Below are 13,004 nucleotides of genomic sequence, written 5' to 3' on the forward strand. Positions count from 1 at the left end.
CGGTCGCTCCTTTTGGCCCAAGGACGCTTTTCCGCAGCGTCCGTTCCCCTGCGATCGGAGGCGTCAGGCGTGCCAGTCGCCCGATTTGCCGCCGGTCTTGGCGATCAGGCGAATATCGCTGATCGTCATACGCTTATCGAGGGCCTTGGCCATGTCGTACACGGTCAACAGCGTCACCGACACGGCGGTCAGCGCCTCCATCTCAACACCGGTCCGGCCCGCCATGGCAGCGATGGCGGTGGCGGTCACGCCGTCCTCGTCCAGAACCAGATCGATCTCCACCTTGCTCAGCGGCAGGGGGTGGCAAAGCGGAATGAGGTCGCTGGTCTTCTTGGCGGCCATGATGCCGGCCACCCGCGCGACCGCCAGCACATCGCCCTTCTGGACGCTGCCCGCGCGGATCGCGGCGGCGGCGTCTCGAGTCATGGTGATGCGGCCCTGTGCCACCGCCTGTCGTGCCGTGACCGCCTTGGCCCCGACATCGACCATGCGCGCCGAGCCTTCTTCGTCGAGATGGGTGAGGCCGGTCATCCGATCAGCGCGCGGGTCGCCGCCTCGACGTCATGCTGGCGCATCAGCGCTTCACCGACCAGGAAGCAATGAATGCCGTGCGCAGCCATTGCGTCCAGATCCTCGCGGCTAGTCAGCCCGCTTTCGGCCACGAAAGTGCTGCCCGCGGGGGCATGCGCGACCAATTCATAGGTCCGCTGAAAATCGACGGTGAAGTCCCTGAGATCGCGGTTGTTCACCCCGATCAGCCGCGACTTCAACCGCGCGGCACGTTCCATCTCGGCGGCGTCGTGCACCTCGACCAGCGCGTCCATGCCGCATTCGATCGCGGCGGCCTCGATCTCCTGCATCTGGGTGTCGTCCAGGGCCGCGACGATGATCAGGATGGCGTCGGCCCCCAATGCGCGCGATTCGTGCACCTGCCAGGGATCGACCATGAAGTCCTTGCGCAGCACCGGGATCGACACCGCCTCGCGCGCCTGTTCCAGGAACACGTCCGCCCCCTGGAACCAACGCTCGTCGGTCAGCACCGACAGACAGGCCGCGCCGCCCGCTTCATAGGCGCGGGCATGAGCGGGGGGATCGAAATCGGCGCGGATCAGGCCCTTGGAGGGGCTGGCCTTCTTTACCTCGGCGATCAGCGCATGGCCGGTCTTGGCATCCAGCGCGGCACGGAACCCGCGCGGTGCCGAGACGGTGGCGATCTTGGCGTCCAGATCGGCGTGCGACATGGTCGCCTTGCGTGCGGCGACATCGGCGCGCTTGGTTTCCAGGATGCGGTCGAGCATCGTCATCGGTAAGCAATCCATCGATCGAGAAGCGCCGCGGCCTCGCCGGTGTCGATGGCGCGGGCGGCGGCGACCGCGCCTTGCGCCAGGTCGTTGCTATGCCCGGCGACCAGCAGCGCGGCGGCGGCGTTGAGGAGAACCGCGTCGCGATACGCGCCCGGCTCTCCGGCGAGAAGACGGCGAAGTGCCTCGGCATTGTGCCGCGCGTCGCCGCCACGAATGGCGGTGATGGGATGGCGGGGGAGGCCCGCATCCTCCGGGGTAATGGTTGCGGGGGCGGTGATGTCGCCGACCGAGACCGCGATGCTGGGACCTGCACCCGACAGCTCGTCTAGCCCTTCCTCGCCCGACACGACCAGCGCCGCCTCGGCGCCCAGCTGCTCCAGCGCCTCGGCATAAACGGTCGCATAGTCGGGACGCGCGATACCGATCAGCTGCCGCCCGACATGCGCCGGATTGGCGAGCGGACCCATCAGGTTGAAGATCGTCCGCCGCCCGATCCTGCGCCGGATCGGGGTGATCCGCGCCATCGCGGGATGGTGGTTGGCGGCGAACAGGAAGGCGATACCGATATCGTTGAGGCTCGACTGCGCCACGGCCCCCGCGCGCTCCATGTCGAGGCCCAGCACTTCCAGCGTGTCGGCCGCGCCCGCCTTGGACGAAGCGGCGCGGTTGCCGTGCTTGGCGACCGGCACGCCCAGTGCAGCGACGACCAGCGACACGGCGGTCGAGACGTTGAGGGTATGATGTCCGTCGCCGCCGGTGCCGCACACATCGACCGTACCCTTGGGCGCTTCGACCGGGATGACGCGCTGCCGCATGGCGCGCGCGGCCTCGGCGATCTCGATCGAGGTTTCGCCCCGCTCGGTCAGGCCGATCAGGAAGGCCGCAATCGCCTCATCCTCGGCCCGGCCGTCCAATATGTCGGCAAAGGCGGCGGCCGCCGTCTCTCGCGACAAAGGACTGACGGTATCGGGGAGCAGCGCGACGGTCGTCACGCGGCACTCTCCACCGGCGGGCGCAGCCGCTCGGGCAGTTCATGCGCCACGCCTGCTTCGCGCAGGAAGTTGGCGAGCATCGCATGGCCATATTCGGTGGCGATACTTTCGGGGTGGAACTGGACGCCGTGAATGGGCAGCGTCGCGTGGCGAAAGCCCATTACCGTGCCATCCTCGGCACGCGCATTGACGACTAGGCTATCGGGCACATCGTTGACGATCAGCGAGTGATAGCGCGTCGCGGTGAAGGGCGAGGGCAGGCCCCGAAACAGCCCGGTGCCATCATGCAGCACCGGCGAGGTCTTGCCATGCATCAGGCCACCCCGCTCGACCAAACCACCGAAATGCTGCCCGATCGCCTGATGGCCCAGGCACACGCCCAGCAGCGGCCGACCCGCATCGGCGGCGGCGGCGACCAGGTCCAGGCTGACGCCCGCCTCGGTCGGCGTGCAAGGCCCGGGGGAGATGAGAAAGGCTTGCGCCCCCGACGAGAGCGCTTGGCCCGCCGAGATCGCGTCGTTGCGGACCACCTCTACCTCGCTGCCCAATTCCTGAAGATAATGGACGAGGTTCCAGGTGAAGCTGTCGTAATTGTCGACGACCAGGATCATGGCACCGCCATAGCCGATCGCGCGGGCGGTGCAACGTCCCGTTCACATCGGTCTCGCGGGGCAGGGCATCGTCATGACGGTGGCGCGATGACGGATCATGCGACATAGCGCCGCAATTCCGCCGGAAATCGGCCCCTACCAGGCTTCGTTCAGCATGGAGCCATGAAAGGCGTCCGACGTTGTCAGACCATAAGGAGTTTTCGTCACCATGGTTCGAGCTGCCCTGATTGCCGCCTTGTTGCTGACCCCGGCTACGGCTTTTGCCCAGCAAGCGGCGACGTCGGACCAGGCGCAGGCCAGCACCGGCCAGCCGCCCAAGCGGGTGCGCAACGTCACGCTGACCGGTGATCAGAAATGTCCCGAGAGCACGGCGGAGGAAGTCGTGGTCTGCGGCCGTGACGACGAACCCTATCGTATCCCCAAGGCCCTGCGCGACGACAAGCCGATCCCGGCGCAGAACCAGAGCTGGGTCAACCGCGCCGCGACGATGGATCAGGTCGGTCGCGTGGCGGGCGGTATCCCGGACACCTGCTCGCCGGTGGGCACGGGCGGCCAGAGCGGATGCAGCATCCTGTGGAACCAGCAATATCAGGCCGATCGCCGTGCGCGCCGGGCCGAGGCGACGCCGCCTGCGGCTGACGGGGAGTGATGTCCGGGGGCAGGATGACGTCACGTTGATCCACCCCTCCTCTTTAGGGGAGGGGTTCGGCTAAGGACGCCCCGATGTCATCCCGATCCAGGGCAGGGATCGCCTGACCCAATTCTCTTCCCCTGCGAAGGTCGGGGTCCAGTCGCAATGATGTTCGTGGCAGGCTTTATCGGTTGGAGAATGGCCTCCCATGCAGCATCTTGCACACTCTCAACCCAGTAGGAACTGGGCCCCGGCCTTCGCCGGGGAACAGCGCCTTTGCCGATCTGACTATACTTACTGCCCGAAGCCGCCTTCGCCGGCACGCGCCACCGCATCGCGGGCGGCGGCGAGCATCGCGCCCGCCTTGGCCTCGCATTCGCGCTGCTCATAGGCCGGGTCGCTGTCGGCGACGATACCCGCGCCCGCCTGGACGTGGATGGTGCCGTCCTTAACCACCGCCGTCCGCAGCACGATGCACGAATCCATCGAGCCGTCGGGCGAGAAATAGCCGACGCCGCCCGCATAGGCGCCGCGCCGCTCGGGCTCCAGTTCGGCGATGACCTGGCAGGCGCGAACCTTGGGGGCGCCGCTGACCGTGCCCGCCGGGAAGCCCGCGAACAGCGCGTCAAGCGCGTCCTTGTCATCGGCCAGATGCCCGACGACGTTCGAGACGATGTGCATGACGTGGCTGTAGAACTCGACCGTATAGCTGTCGGTCACGCGCACGCTGCCCGCCGAGGACGCGCGGCCGACATCGTTGCGGCCCAGGTCCAGCAGCATCAGATGCTCGGCGCGTTCCTTGGGATCGGCGAGCAGGCTGTCACGATTGGCGGCATCTTCGGCCCGCGTACGCCCGCGAGGGCGTGTGCCCGCGATCGGCCGGATCGTCACTTCGTCATTGCGGACGCGAACCAGGATTTCCGGACTCGATCCGATCAGCGAAAAGCCCGGCAGGTCGAGATGATAGAGGAAAGGCGAGGGGTTGATCCGCCGCAGGCTGCGATACAGCTCGAACGGAGGCAGCGTGAAGGGCGCGGAGAAACGCTGCGCCAGCACCACCTGAAAGATATCACCCGCGACGATATAATCCTTCGCCCGCGCGACCATCTCGCTATAGCGACCGGGAGGCAGCGCCGGTTCATAGGCCGGTTCGGGCAGTTCGGCGCGCACCGGTGCGGGCAGGGTGGCGGTCGCAAGGCGCGCGGCGGTGGCGTCCAGCCGCTCCTCCGCGTCCGCGATCATCCGCGCGGCATCGCGCGCCGCATCGGGCCACACGGGGGCGACCAGATAGAGCGCATCGGCCAGCCGGTCGAAGACCAGGATCACCGTCGGCCGCACGAAGATCATATCGGGCAGGCCGAGCGGATCGGCCTCGGGCTGGGGCAGCGTCTCGACCAGCCCGACCGTCTCATAGCCGAAATACCCGACCAGACAGGCCAATGCCGAGGGCAGCCCCTCGGGCACGTCGGCGCGGCATTCGGCGACCAGGGTGCGCAGCGCGGCCAGCGTGGGCGTGTCGCACGGCTCGAACGCGTCCCGGTTCGTCGCCCAATGGCGGTTGATTGCGGCGGCATGACCATCGGCGCGGAAGACGAGATCGGGGGCGAGGCCGATCAAGCTGTACCGTCCGCGCGTCGCGCCGCCCTCGACCGATTCCAGCAGGAAGTCGCCGCGACCCGGCTCGATCAGCTTGAGCGCGGCGGCGACCGGCGTCTCGGTATCGGCGATCTGCCGACGCCAGATCAGCTGCGGCTGGCCATCGGCCAGCCGTTCAGCGGTGCTGCGCTCAGTTGCTCCCATTGTTCAGCAGCTCCGAGCGGGTCTTGGCGACCGCCTTGGGGTCGGTCTTGACGACGACGGCGTCACGAACCGCGCGTGCGAACTGCGAGACATATTCGCGACCGATCAGGCGGCCGATATCGCCGCGCGCGGCGCGGATTGCGGCGTCGTTGCCGGTCGCATTGCCCGGTTCGATCTTGGTCACGCGGATGATGTACCAGCCCTCGTTCTGCGGGGCGGCCAGCGTGCGCGCCTTGTTCTGCGGCATCGAGAACAGCAGCGCGAGCGGGGCGGCGGCGGGCGTGTTCTGCGCGGCGGCCAGATCGCGGCGCGACGCGGCGATCGGGCGGACCGGCGGCACCGCCAGCCCGGTTTCCTTCAGCGCCTGAGCCATCGGCATGCCCTTGTTCACCTTGGCGAGCACGGCATTGGCGAGCGTGCGGGCCGCAGTGCGCGCGCGGTCGGCGGTCAGGTCGGCCAGCACTTGGCTACGCACCTGCGCCAGCGGACGCGGGGCGGAGCGCTGGATCTGGCCGACGCCGACGACCGCGAAGCCGCCGTCCTGGCCGATCGGAACGATCTGCGGCGCGTCGCCATCCTCGGCAGTGAAGGCGGCGGTGATCATCGCGCGCAGTTCCGGCGTCGGCTGGAAGGCCGGGGCATCCGGTGCCGCGCCCTGTGCGGTGACGGCGGGCGTGGTCTGTGCCTGAAGTTTGCGGTCGGCGATCACCTCGTCGAACGTGGCGTTGCCCGACAGCGAATCCTCGATCGCGTTGCGCATCTCACCCAGCGCGGCGGCCTGCTTCTGCTTGGTCAGTTCGGTGACGATCTCGGGGCGCGCCTGGGCCAGCGTCTTGCCGGGAACCTGGGTGATCGCATCGACCTTGGCGACGACGAAGCCGAGCGTCCCGCGCACCGGGCCGATCACGCCGCCCTGCGGCGCGCCGAACACGGCATCGGCGACCGCGGCCGAGGCCTGGGTGGCATAGGCCGCCTTGTCGGCGCCCTTCTGCACCGAAGCCTCCAGCCCGGCGGCGCGTGCGGCATCGGCCAGCGAGGTGCCGCCCTTGGCCTTGGCGGCCAGCGCATTGGCGCCCGCCTGATCGGCGACGATGACCTGGGTCACGTCCCGCTTCTGGGTCGCGGCATAGCGCGACTGATTGGTCTGGTAATAGCGCGCGATCTCCGCATCGCTCGGGGTCGCCTTGGCGGCGACGGCGGCGGGGTTCACGACCGCATAGCGGACCACGCGACGCTCCGGCAGCGTGTAGCGCTGGACGTTGCGGGTGTAGAAGGTCTGCACGTCGGCGTCGCTCGGCGCGGCCCCCGCGGGGACCAGACGGGTCGGGATATAGCCGACCTCGCCCTGCCGCTTTTCGAGCAGCAGCGAGGCATAGGGCAGCGCCATCTGCGTCGCGAACTGGGTCGCACCGACGGTGGGGATGGTCAGCTGCTGCGCGAAGGTCGAACGCTCGATATCGGTGCGGACCTGCGCATCGGTCATCTTCCGCTGTGCCAGAAGCTGCTGATAAAGCGCCGGGTCGAACTGGCCATTGGGGCCGCGAAAGGCCGGGATCGAGGCGATCTGGCCGTCGACCAGGCGGCGCGAGACGACCATGCCCTGCTGCTTGCCGAACTGTTCGAGCGCCAGGCCGGCGATCTCGCGCTGGAGCACGCCCTCGAACCCGCCCGCCGCGATGAACTGCGCCATGTCGAGGCCCGGCTGTTCTTGGCGATAGGCGGCGACCTCGTTCTGCGCAGCGGTGCGCAGGTCGTTGGCGGTCACCTTCGCGTCGCCGACCTTGGCGACGTCGGAGCCGTTCAGGCCGCCCGCCATGCCCGCGATATTGGTGACGTCACCGGCCGCGAACGCGATCGCGATGACGCCCAGCACGATGAAGGTCACGACGACGCCGGCCTTGGAATTGATGATCCGGCGGAAGAAGCTGAGCATGGACGACCGATCGGCAAAGACAAAAACGTGTCCCGCTTTAGGGGCGAGGTCGCTCGGCATCAAGCTTGTGCGAAATCCACGATCCGCTATCGGTGTTGAACACGTATAACATGCGACTCAATCGGGGAGCCTCATATGGCACGGCGCAAATTGGTGGCGGGCAACTGGAAGATGAACGGTTCGCGTGCCGCGCTGGCCGAGCTGGACGCCATCGCAAAGGCTGCCGAGACGGCGCCGAATGTCGATGTGGCGGTCGCCGTGCCCTTCACCCTGATAGCTCCCGCAGCCGAGCGCGTACCCGGCCTCGCCATCGGGGCGGAGGATGTGCATGAGCGCGATTCGGGTGCGCATACCGGCTGCGTCTCGGCAGCCATGGTCCAGGAAGCGGGGGCGAGCTTCACCATCGTCGGCCATTCGGAACGTCGCGCCGATCAGGGCGAGACCAGCCAGGATGCCTGGGCCAAGGCGGCGGCGGCGCATCGCCAGGGGCTGAACGTCATCCTCTGCTGCGGCGAGACCGAGGCGGAACGCAATGCGGGCCGCGCCGAGCGGGTGGTGCAGGCGCAGATCGAGAAGTCGGTGCCCGACAATGCGGACGGCAGCTGGTTCACGCTGGCCTATGAACCGCGCTGGGCGATCGGGACGGGGCGGACGCCGACAGTCGACGAGATCGCCAGCATCCATGCCATTGCGCGTGCCAAGCTTCGCATGCTGATCGGCGATGCGGCGGACGGGGTGCGGATCCTGTACGGCGGTTCGGTGACGGGGGAGAATGCCGCCGTGCTGCTGGCGGTCGAGAATGTCGACGGCGCGCTGGTCGGCGGAGCGAGCCTGACCGCCGCCAAGTTCGTGCCGATCATCGAGGCGGCGGCGGGATTGTAACGGCGGTTCGTGGCGTGCGCTTCGACTTCGCTCAGCGTGAACGGCTGTCAGGTATAGTCCCCAACCCCCGTTCAGCCTGAGCGTAGTCGAAGGCCACGCTACAACCTCAACGCCCCGAATACCGCCCCTTCAACATCGCATACGCTGCCCGCAAAGCATAGGCATCGCCCCCCTTGGGTCGTCCCGGCTTACCAGAGGGCCGCCACGCGAAAACGTCCAGATGCGCCCAGGCTGTGTCCTTCGGCACGAAGCGCCGCAGGAACAGCGCCGCCGTGATCGCTCCCGCAAAGCCGCCATCGGGCGCATTGACCATGTCGGCAATGTCGGACTTCAGCATGTCGTCATAGCCGTCCCATAGCGGCATCCGCCACACGGGATCGTCCTCGCCCGCCGCCGCCGTCAGCAGGTCGGCTGCCAGCGCCTCGTCATCGGTGAACAGCGGGGGCAGGTCGGGGCCGAGCGCCACGCGCGCCGCGCCGGTCAGCGTGGCGAAGTCGAGGATCAGTTCGGGCTTCTCTTCCCCCGCGCGGGTCAGCGCGTCGCCCAGTATCAACCGGCCCTCCGCATCGGTGTTGGTGTTCTCGACCGTCAGGCCCTTGCGGGTCTTCAGCACGTCGCCGGGGCGGAAGGACGCCGCCGATACCGCATTCTCGACCGCCGGGATCAACAGGTGCAGCCGCACCGGCAAGCGCGCCGCCATCACCAGGCTCGCCAGCGCCAGCGCATGCGCGGCACCGCCCATGTCCTTCTTCATCAGCCGCATGCCCGCAGAGGGCTTGATGTCCAGCCCGCCCGTGTCGAAGCACACGCCCTTGCCGACGATCGCGATGCGTGGATGGGCGGGATCGCCCCAGTGCAGTTCGATGAGCCGAGGCGCACGCTCGCGCGTGGCGGCCTGCCCGACCGCGTGGATCATCGGATAGTCGCGGGCCAGCGTCTCGCCGCTGGTCACCATGATCTGCGCGTGATGGGTGCGGGCCAGTGCTTCGACCTCCGCCTCCAGTTCGGCAGGACCGAGATCGCCGGCACCGGTGTTGACCAGATCGCGCACCTGCGCGGTCGCGGCGGCGAGGCGGATCACTTCGTCCCGGTGCGCGACATCGCGGGTCAGCAGCACGCGAGGGCCATTGTCATCGCCCTTGCGATAACGGGTGAAGCGATACTGGCCGAGCAGCCAGCCCAGCGCGTTCGCGCCGACCTCCGCGCCGTCCAGTCGATACTGGCCTTCGGGCAGGGCCTCGGCCAGCTTGGCCAGCGCCCAAGGCCCGGTTGCCTTTGCGACGCCCGCGACCACCGCCACCTCGCCGTCATGCGGCACGAGCAGATGCGTATCGGGCTTGGCGGCGAAGCGCTGCGCCATCGCCAGCGTGCGGGTGGCGACGGGCTGGCGCGCGAGCCAGTCGGCAAAGCCCTCGGCAGTCAGCAGGGTGATCGTCCGGGCGGGCTGGCCGCGATCGGGCTGGAGCAGGGGGGCGAAGTCCATCATTCGGCGGGGCTCACGAGGAATTGTTCGATCTTTCCGTTGGTGCCGGGCTCGGCATAGGTGCTGATCCGAAGCGTACGACCGGGATAGGTGACGCGATAGGAGCGGTTGACGAACCCGCCACGCAGGCGCGTGCGACCCGCCTGTTCGATCTTGGTCGGCGCACCCAGGGGCGACAGGCTCGTTCGGTAATCGGCCAGCGTCGTCGGCGTGAAATAATAGGCCGCATCCTCGGTCAGCAGCGCACGGTCGAGTTGGCCCGCCTGAAGCTGTGCGTACACCCGCTTGGTCCGATCGAGCGCGGCGGCGTCCTCGGCATTGGCCTGGGGCGCGGGCAGCACGATGTCGGAGATGCCCTTGGCGATCCGGCTCTGCGCATCGGCAAACCAGGCGTTAACCGCGACGACCACGGCGGCCTTGTCGTCCGGATAGACGATATTCTCGGTCAGGAAGCCGACCGCTTCGCCGCTATGCTCGACGAAGCGGCGGCCATCGGCGGTGCCGACGCCCACGCCCAGCCCGTAATTGGTGTTCGAGCCGTCGGTCAGCTTGACGGGATTTTCCTGCTCCGCCCAGTCCTTTGCGGGCAGCAGCGTGCGGTTCATCCGCGCCACGTCCCATTTGGCGAGGTCCTGGGGCGACATGGACAACTCGCCCGCCGCATAGAGCCAGCCGGGGGCGGCGGGCGTCTCGACCCGGACGGGGCCGAGCGCATGGCGCAGATAGCCCTGCGGGAAGCCCGGGCCGACCGCCTTGTCCTGATCCAGCGCACGGATGCCCAGCGGCTGGAAGACGCGGGTCTGAAGAAATTGAAGGAGAGGCTGGCCCGACACCTTCTCGACAATCATGCCCGCGACGACATAGCCGGTGTTGGAATATTGCCATTGCGTGCCGGGCCGGAAGTCGAGCGGCGCCTTGGCCCAGCGGTCGACGATGCCTTGCGGCGTGGTCGGCGTCGCCATCGCCTTGAAGCTGTAATCCTGCGGCCAATAGTCACGCAGGCCCGAAGTGTGGCTCAGCAGTTGGCGGATGGTGATCGTGTCGCCGTCCGTGATGCCCGGCACATATTTGGACACCGTATCGTCGAGCGATAGCTTGCCGTCATCGGCCAGCAGCTGGACGGCGGTGGCGGTGAACTGCTTGGACACCGAGGCGATCTGATAGGGTAGCTTGGGGTCGGCGGGGCCGGTCTGGCCCTCAAACTGTTTGCCATAGGCCTTGGCGAGGACGATCCTGCCGCCGCGCACCACCGCGATCGAGGCGGAGGGGACGCCGGTATCGGCCAGCGTCTTCGTCACCAAGGCATCGATCTTCTGGGTTTCCGCCGGGGTCAGAGCCTGGGCGATAAGGGGGGCGGGGGCGATGGACGCAATCGCCGCCAGCAAAATGGGGTATCTCATGCCCGCCAAGGAAGCAGGTTTGCGGGGGCGGCGCAACGGGGGTGGGGGACTTCGACTACGCTCAGGCTGAACGGACCTGGGCATAAATTTCCGCGCCACCCCGGCGAAGGCCGGGGTGGTATCATAAGGGGAGAACCGGAATGACCACCGAACTGACCATCCTCGGTTGGTCGATCATCCTGTTGTTCGTCCACATCGCGTTGCAATCGCAGCTGGCGACTTTGGACCGGGGCATCGGCTGGAATGCAGGGCCGCGCGACGGCACGCCTGCGCCGCTGGGGCGCTATGCAGGGCGGGCCGAACGGGCGTCCGCCAATTTCCGTGAGACCTGGCCGATATTCATCGCACTGGCGCTAGGCTTGGCGGTCACAGGACAGAGCGGCGGGATCGCGGCGACCGGCGCGTGGGTGTGGTTCCTCGCGCGGGTCGCCTATGTGCCGGTCTATATCTTCGGCGTCCGCTATGTGCGGTCGCTGGCCTATCTCGTGTCGATGGTCGGCCTGGTGATGATGCTTATGCGTTTCCTGTGACGGGAACGCCGTAAAGGTCGTGCTCGTCGGCATCCTCGATCTCGACCTTCACGATATCGCCGACCGACAGATGCCCGGCGTCGCGCAGGAAGACTTCGCCGTCGATCTCGGGTGCGTCGGCCTGGGATCGGCCGGTCGCGCCGCCTTCCTCATCCACCGCGTCGATGATGACGGGCAGGGTGCGGCCGACCTTGGCGGCGAGCTTGGCGGCAGAGATGGCGGCGGTCTTTTCCATGATTCGCGCGTAACGCTCTTCCTTCACCGCCTCGGGGACGTGATCGGGCAGGGCATTGGCGGCGGCACCCTCGACCGGCTCGAAGCGGAAGGCACCGACGCGGTCGAGCTGGGCTTCATCCAGCCAGTCGAGCAGATATTCGAAATCCTCCTCCGTCTCGCCGGGGAAGCCGACGACGAAGGTGGAACGGATCGCGATGTCGGGACAAATGTCGCGCCACTGATGGATGCGTTGCAGCACCTTGGCATCGTTGCCGGGACGCTTCATGCGCTTCAGCACAGAGGGGGCGGCATGCTGGAACGGGATGTCCAGATAGGGCAGCACCAGGCCTTCCGCCATCAGCGGGATCACCTGATCCACATGCGGATAGGGATAGACATAGTGCAGGCGAACCCAGGGCGCGATCTTGCCCAGTTCGCGGGCGAGGTCGGTCATGTGCGGCACTATCTCCTGCCCCTTCCACATCCGGGGTTCCTTGCGGATGTCGATGCCGTAGGCCGAGGTGTCCTGGCTGATGACCAGCAGCTCGCGCGTGCCCGCCGCGACCAGCTTTTCCGCCTCGCGCAGGATCGCGTCGGGGCGGCGGCTGACCAGATCGCCGCGCAAGCTGGGGATGATGCAGAAGCTGCACCGGTGGTTGCAGCCCTCCGAAATCTTCAGATAGCTGTAATGACGCGGGGTCAGCTTCAGGCCCGCATCGGGAATCAGGTCGATATAGGGAGACAGGTTCGCCGGCGCGGCGGCGTGCACGGCCTCCACCACTTGCTCATATTCATGCGCGCCGGTGATCGCGAGCACGTCCGGGAAGCGGGTGCGGATCGCCTCGGCTTCCTTGCCCATGCAGCCGGTCACGATGACGCGGCCGTTCTCCTTGATCGCCTCGCCGATCGCCTCCAGGCTTTCCTCCTTGGCGGAGTCGAGAAAGCCGCAGGTGTTGACCAGCACGACATCGGCCCCGGCATAGTCGGGCGACATCTGATAGCCGTCGGCGCGGAGCTGGGTCAGGATGCGTTCGCTGTCGACCAGATTCTTGGGACAGCCGAGCGAGACCATGCCGACACGCGGCGGAGTAGGGAGTTTGGTTGCCATGGGATACGCGCGCACATAGGCCAAAACGCGACGCTTTTCCAGATGGTGCGCGAAGTCCGGTCGACAGGCGCGCGCGATCCCGGCATGGATGGGCGTGGAAGCGAGAGGATAGGG

General features: G+C 67.5%; 12 protein-coding genes. 3 read left to right on the forward strand and 9 right to left on the reverse strand.

Annotated elements, in window-relative coordinates; translation table 11 throughout:
- Positions 1-63 precede the first annotated feature (63 nt).
- From moaC to GGQ89_RS11640, 4 genes are read right to left on the reverse strand one after another with little or no spacing between them, the layout of a single operon-like run.
- Positions 64-531 (reverse strand): cyclic pyranopterin monophosphate synthase MoaC, encoded by a 468-nt coding sequence (gene moaC / locus GGQ89_RS11625; protein WP_184105896.1) that lies wholly within the window; start codon positions 529-531, stop codon positions 64-66.
- Entirely contained in the window at positions 528-1,304 is a 777-nt protein-coding gene (trpC, locus tag GGQ89_RS11630; protein ID WP_184105897.1) for an indole-3-glycerol phosphate synthase TrpC, read from the reverse strand. The genes moaC and trpC overlap by 4 nt, the downstream gene beginning before the upstream one ends.
- Positions 1,301-2,296 carry an anthranilate phosphoribosyltransferase gene (trpD, locus tag GGQ89_RS11635; protein ID WP_184105898.1) on the reverse strand — a complete coding sequence of 332 codons (996 nt, stop codon included), beginning with the start codon at positions 2,294-2,296 and terminating at the stop codon, positions 1,301-1,303. Before trpD ends, trpC begins: the two co-directional genes overlap by 4 nt.
- The gene (locus GGQ89_RS11640) at positions 2,293-2,907 is read right to left on the reverse strand and encodes an anthranilate synthase component II (RefSeq protein WP_056438026.1); all 615 of its coding nucleotides are present in this window, start codon (positions 2,905-2,907) and stop codon (positions 2,293-2,295) included. The genes trpD and GGQ89_RS11640 overlap by 4 nt, the downstream gene beginning before the upstream one ends.
- Positions 2,908-3,115: 208 nt before the next feature.
- Between GGQ89_RS11640 and GGQ89_RS11645 the strand changes: the two genes are divergently transcribed.
- Positions 3,116-3,556 (forward strand): hypothetical protein, encoded by a 441-nt coding sequence (locus GGQ89_RS11645; RefSeq protein ID WP_076716660.1) that lies wholly within the window; start codon positions 3,116-3,118, stop codon positions 3,554-3,556.
- Between the two features lie 276 nt (positions 3,557-3,832).
- Here the strand turns inward: GGQ89_RS11645 and trpE are convergent, their stop codons facing one another.
- Entirely contained in the window at positions 3,833-5,338 is a 1,506-nt protein-coding gene (gene trpE, locus GGQ89_RS11650) for an anthranilate synthase component I (protein ID WP_184105899.1), read from the reverse strand.
- Complete coding sequence (locus tag GGQ89_RS11655) at positions 5,325-7,271, reverse strand: peptidylprolyl isomerase (RefSeq protein WP_184105900.1); 1,947 nt, start codon at positions 7,269-7,271, stop codon at positions 5,325-5,327. Before GGQ89_RS11655 ends, trpE begins: the two co-directional genes overlap by 14 nt.
- Positions 7,272-7,406: 135 nt before the next feature.
- Here GGQ89_RS11655 and tpiA point away from each other — a divergent pair, with 135 nt between their 5' ends.
- On the forward strand, positions 7,407-8,153 hold the full coding sequence (gene tpiA / locus GGQ89_RS11660; protein WP_184105901.1) for a triose-phosphate isomerase: 747 nt from the start codon (positions 7,407-7,409) through the stop codon (positions 8,151-8,153).
- Between the two features lie 106 nt (positions 8,154-8,259).
- Here the strand turns inward: tpiA and GGQ89_RS11665 are convergent, their stop codons facing one another.
- Together GGQ89_RS11665 and GGQ89_RS11670 are read right to left on the reverse strand one after the other, a co-directional pair.
- Positions 8,260-9,639 carry a leucyl aminopeptidase family protein gene (locus tag GGQ89_RS11665; RefSeq protein ID WP_184105902.1) on the reverse strand — a complete coding sequence of 460 codons (1,380 nt, stop codon included), beginning with the start codon at positions 9,637-9,639 and terminating at the stop codon, positions 8,260-8,262.
- The gene (locus GGQ89_RS11670) at positions 9,636-11,036 is read right to left on the reverse strand and encodes a serine hydrolase domain-containing protein (protein ID WP_184105903.1); all 1,401 of its coding nucleotides are present in this window, start codon (positions 11,034-11,036) and stop codon (positions 9,636-9,638) included. The genes GGQ89_RS11665 and GGQ89_RS11670 overlap by 4 nt, the downstream gene beginning before the upstream one ends.
- A gap of 140 nt (positions 11,037-11,176) precedes the next feature.
- Here GGQ89_RS11670 and GGQ89_RS11675 point away from each other — a divergent pair, with 140 nt between their 5' ends.
- Complete coding sequence (locus tag GGQ89_RS11675) at positions 11,177-11,566, forward strand: MAPEG family protein (protein WP_184105904.1); 390 nt, start codon at positions 11,177-11,179, stop codon at positions 11,564-11,566.
- On the opposite strand, the gene rimO is transcribed toward GGQ89_RS11675, so the two are convergent.
- Entirely contained in the window at positions 11,550-12,890 is a 1,341-nt protein-coding gene (rimO, locus tag GGQ89_RS11680) for a 30S ribosomal protein S12 methylthiotransferase RimO (protein WP_184105905.1), read from the reverse strand. The two genes, GGQ89_RS11675 and rimO, sit on opposite strands and share 17 nt — an antisense overlap.
- Positions 12,891-13,004 lie beyond the last annotated feature (114 nt).

The sequence above is a fragment of the Sphingomonas yabuuchiae genome (genome assembly GCF_014199595.1).
In the GTDB taxonomy this organism is placed as follows: Bacteria; Pseudomonadota; Alphaproteobacteria; order Sphingomonadales; family Sphingomonadaceae; genus Sphingomonas; species Sphingomonas yabuuchiae.

What these genes read in the sequence shown, in the direction of transcription:
- GGQ89_RS11670 (WP_184105903.1), bottom strand. Translation starts at nt 11,036, where the DNA reads ATGAGATACCCCATTTTGCTGGCGGCGATTGCGTCCATCGCCCCCGCC.
- GGQ89_RS11640 (WP_056438026.1), bottom strand. Translation starts at nt 2,907, where the DNA reads ATGATCCTGGTCGTCGACAATTACGACAGCTTCACCTGGAACCTCGTC.
- moaC (WP_184105896.1), bottom strand. Translation starts at nt 531, where the DNA reads ATGACCGGCCTCACCCATCTCGACGAAGAAGGCTCGGCGCGCATGGTC.
- trpC (WP_184105897.1), bottom strand. Translation starts at nt 1,304, where the DNA reads ATGACGATGCTCGACCGCATCCTGGAAACCAAGCGCGCCGATGTCGCC.
- tpiA (WP_184105901.1), top strand. Translation starts at nt 7,407, where the DNA reads ATGGCACGGCGCAAATTGGTGGCGGGCAACTGGAAGATGAACGGTTCG.
- rimO (WP_184105905.1), bottom strand. Translation starts at nt 12,890, where the DNA reads ATGGCAACCAAACTCCCTACTCCGCCGCGTGTCGGCATGGTCTCGCTC.
- GGQ89_RS11665 (WP_184105902.1), bottom strand. Translation starts at nt 9,639, where the DNA reads ATGATGGACTTCGCCCCCCTGCTCCAGCCCGATCGCGGCCAGCCCGCC.
- GGQ89_RS11675 (WP_184105904.1), top strand. Translation starts at nt 11,177, where the DNA reads ATGACCACCGAACTGACCATCCTCGGTTGGTCGATCATCCTGTTGTTC.
- GGQ89_RS11645 (WP_076716660.1), top strand. Translation starts at nt 3,116, where the DNA reads ATGGTTCGAGCTGCCCTGATTGCCGCCTTGTTGCTGACCCCGGCTACG.
- trpE (WP_184105899.1), bottom strand. Translation starts at nt 5,338, where the DNA reads ATGGGAGCAACTGAGCGCAGCACCGCTGAACGGCTGGCCGATGGCCAG.
- GGQ89_RS11655 (WP_184105900.1), bottom strand. Translation starts at nt 7,271, where the DNA reads ATGCTCAGCTTCTTCCGCCGGATCATCAATTCCAAGGCCGGCGTCGTC.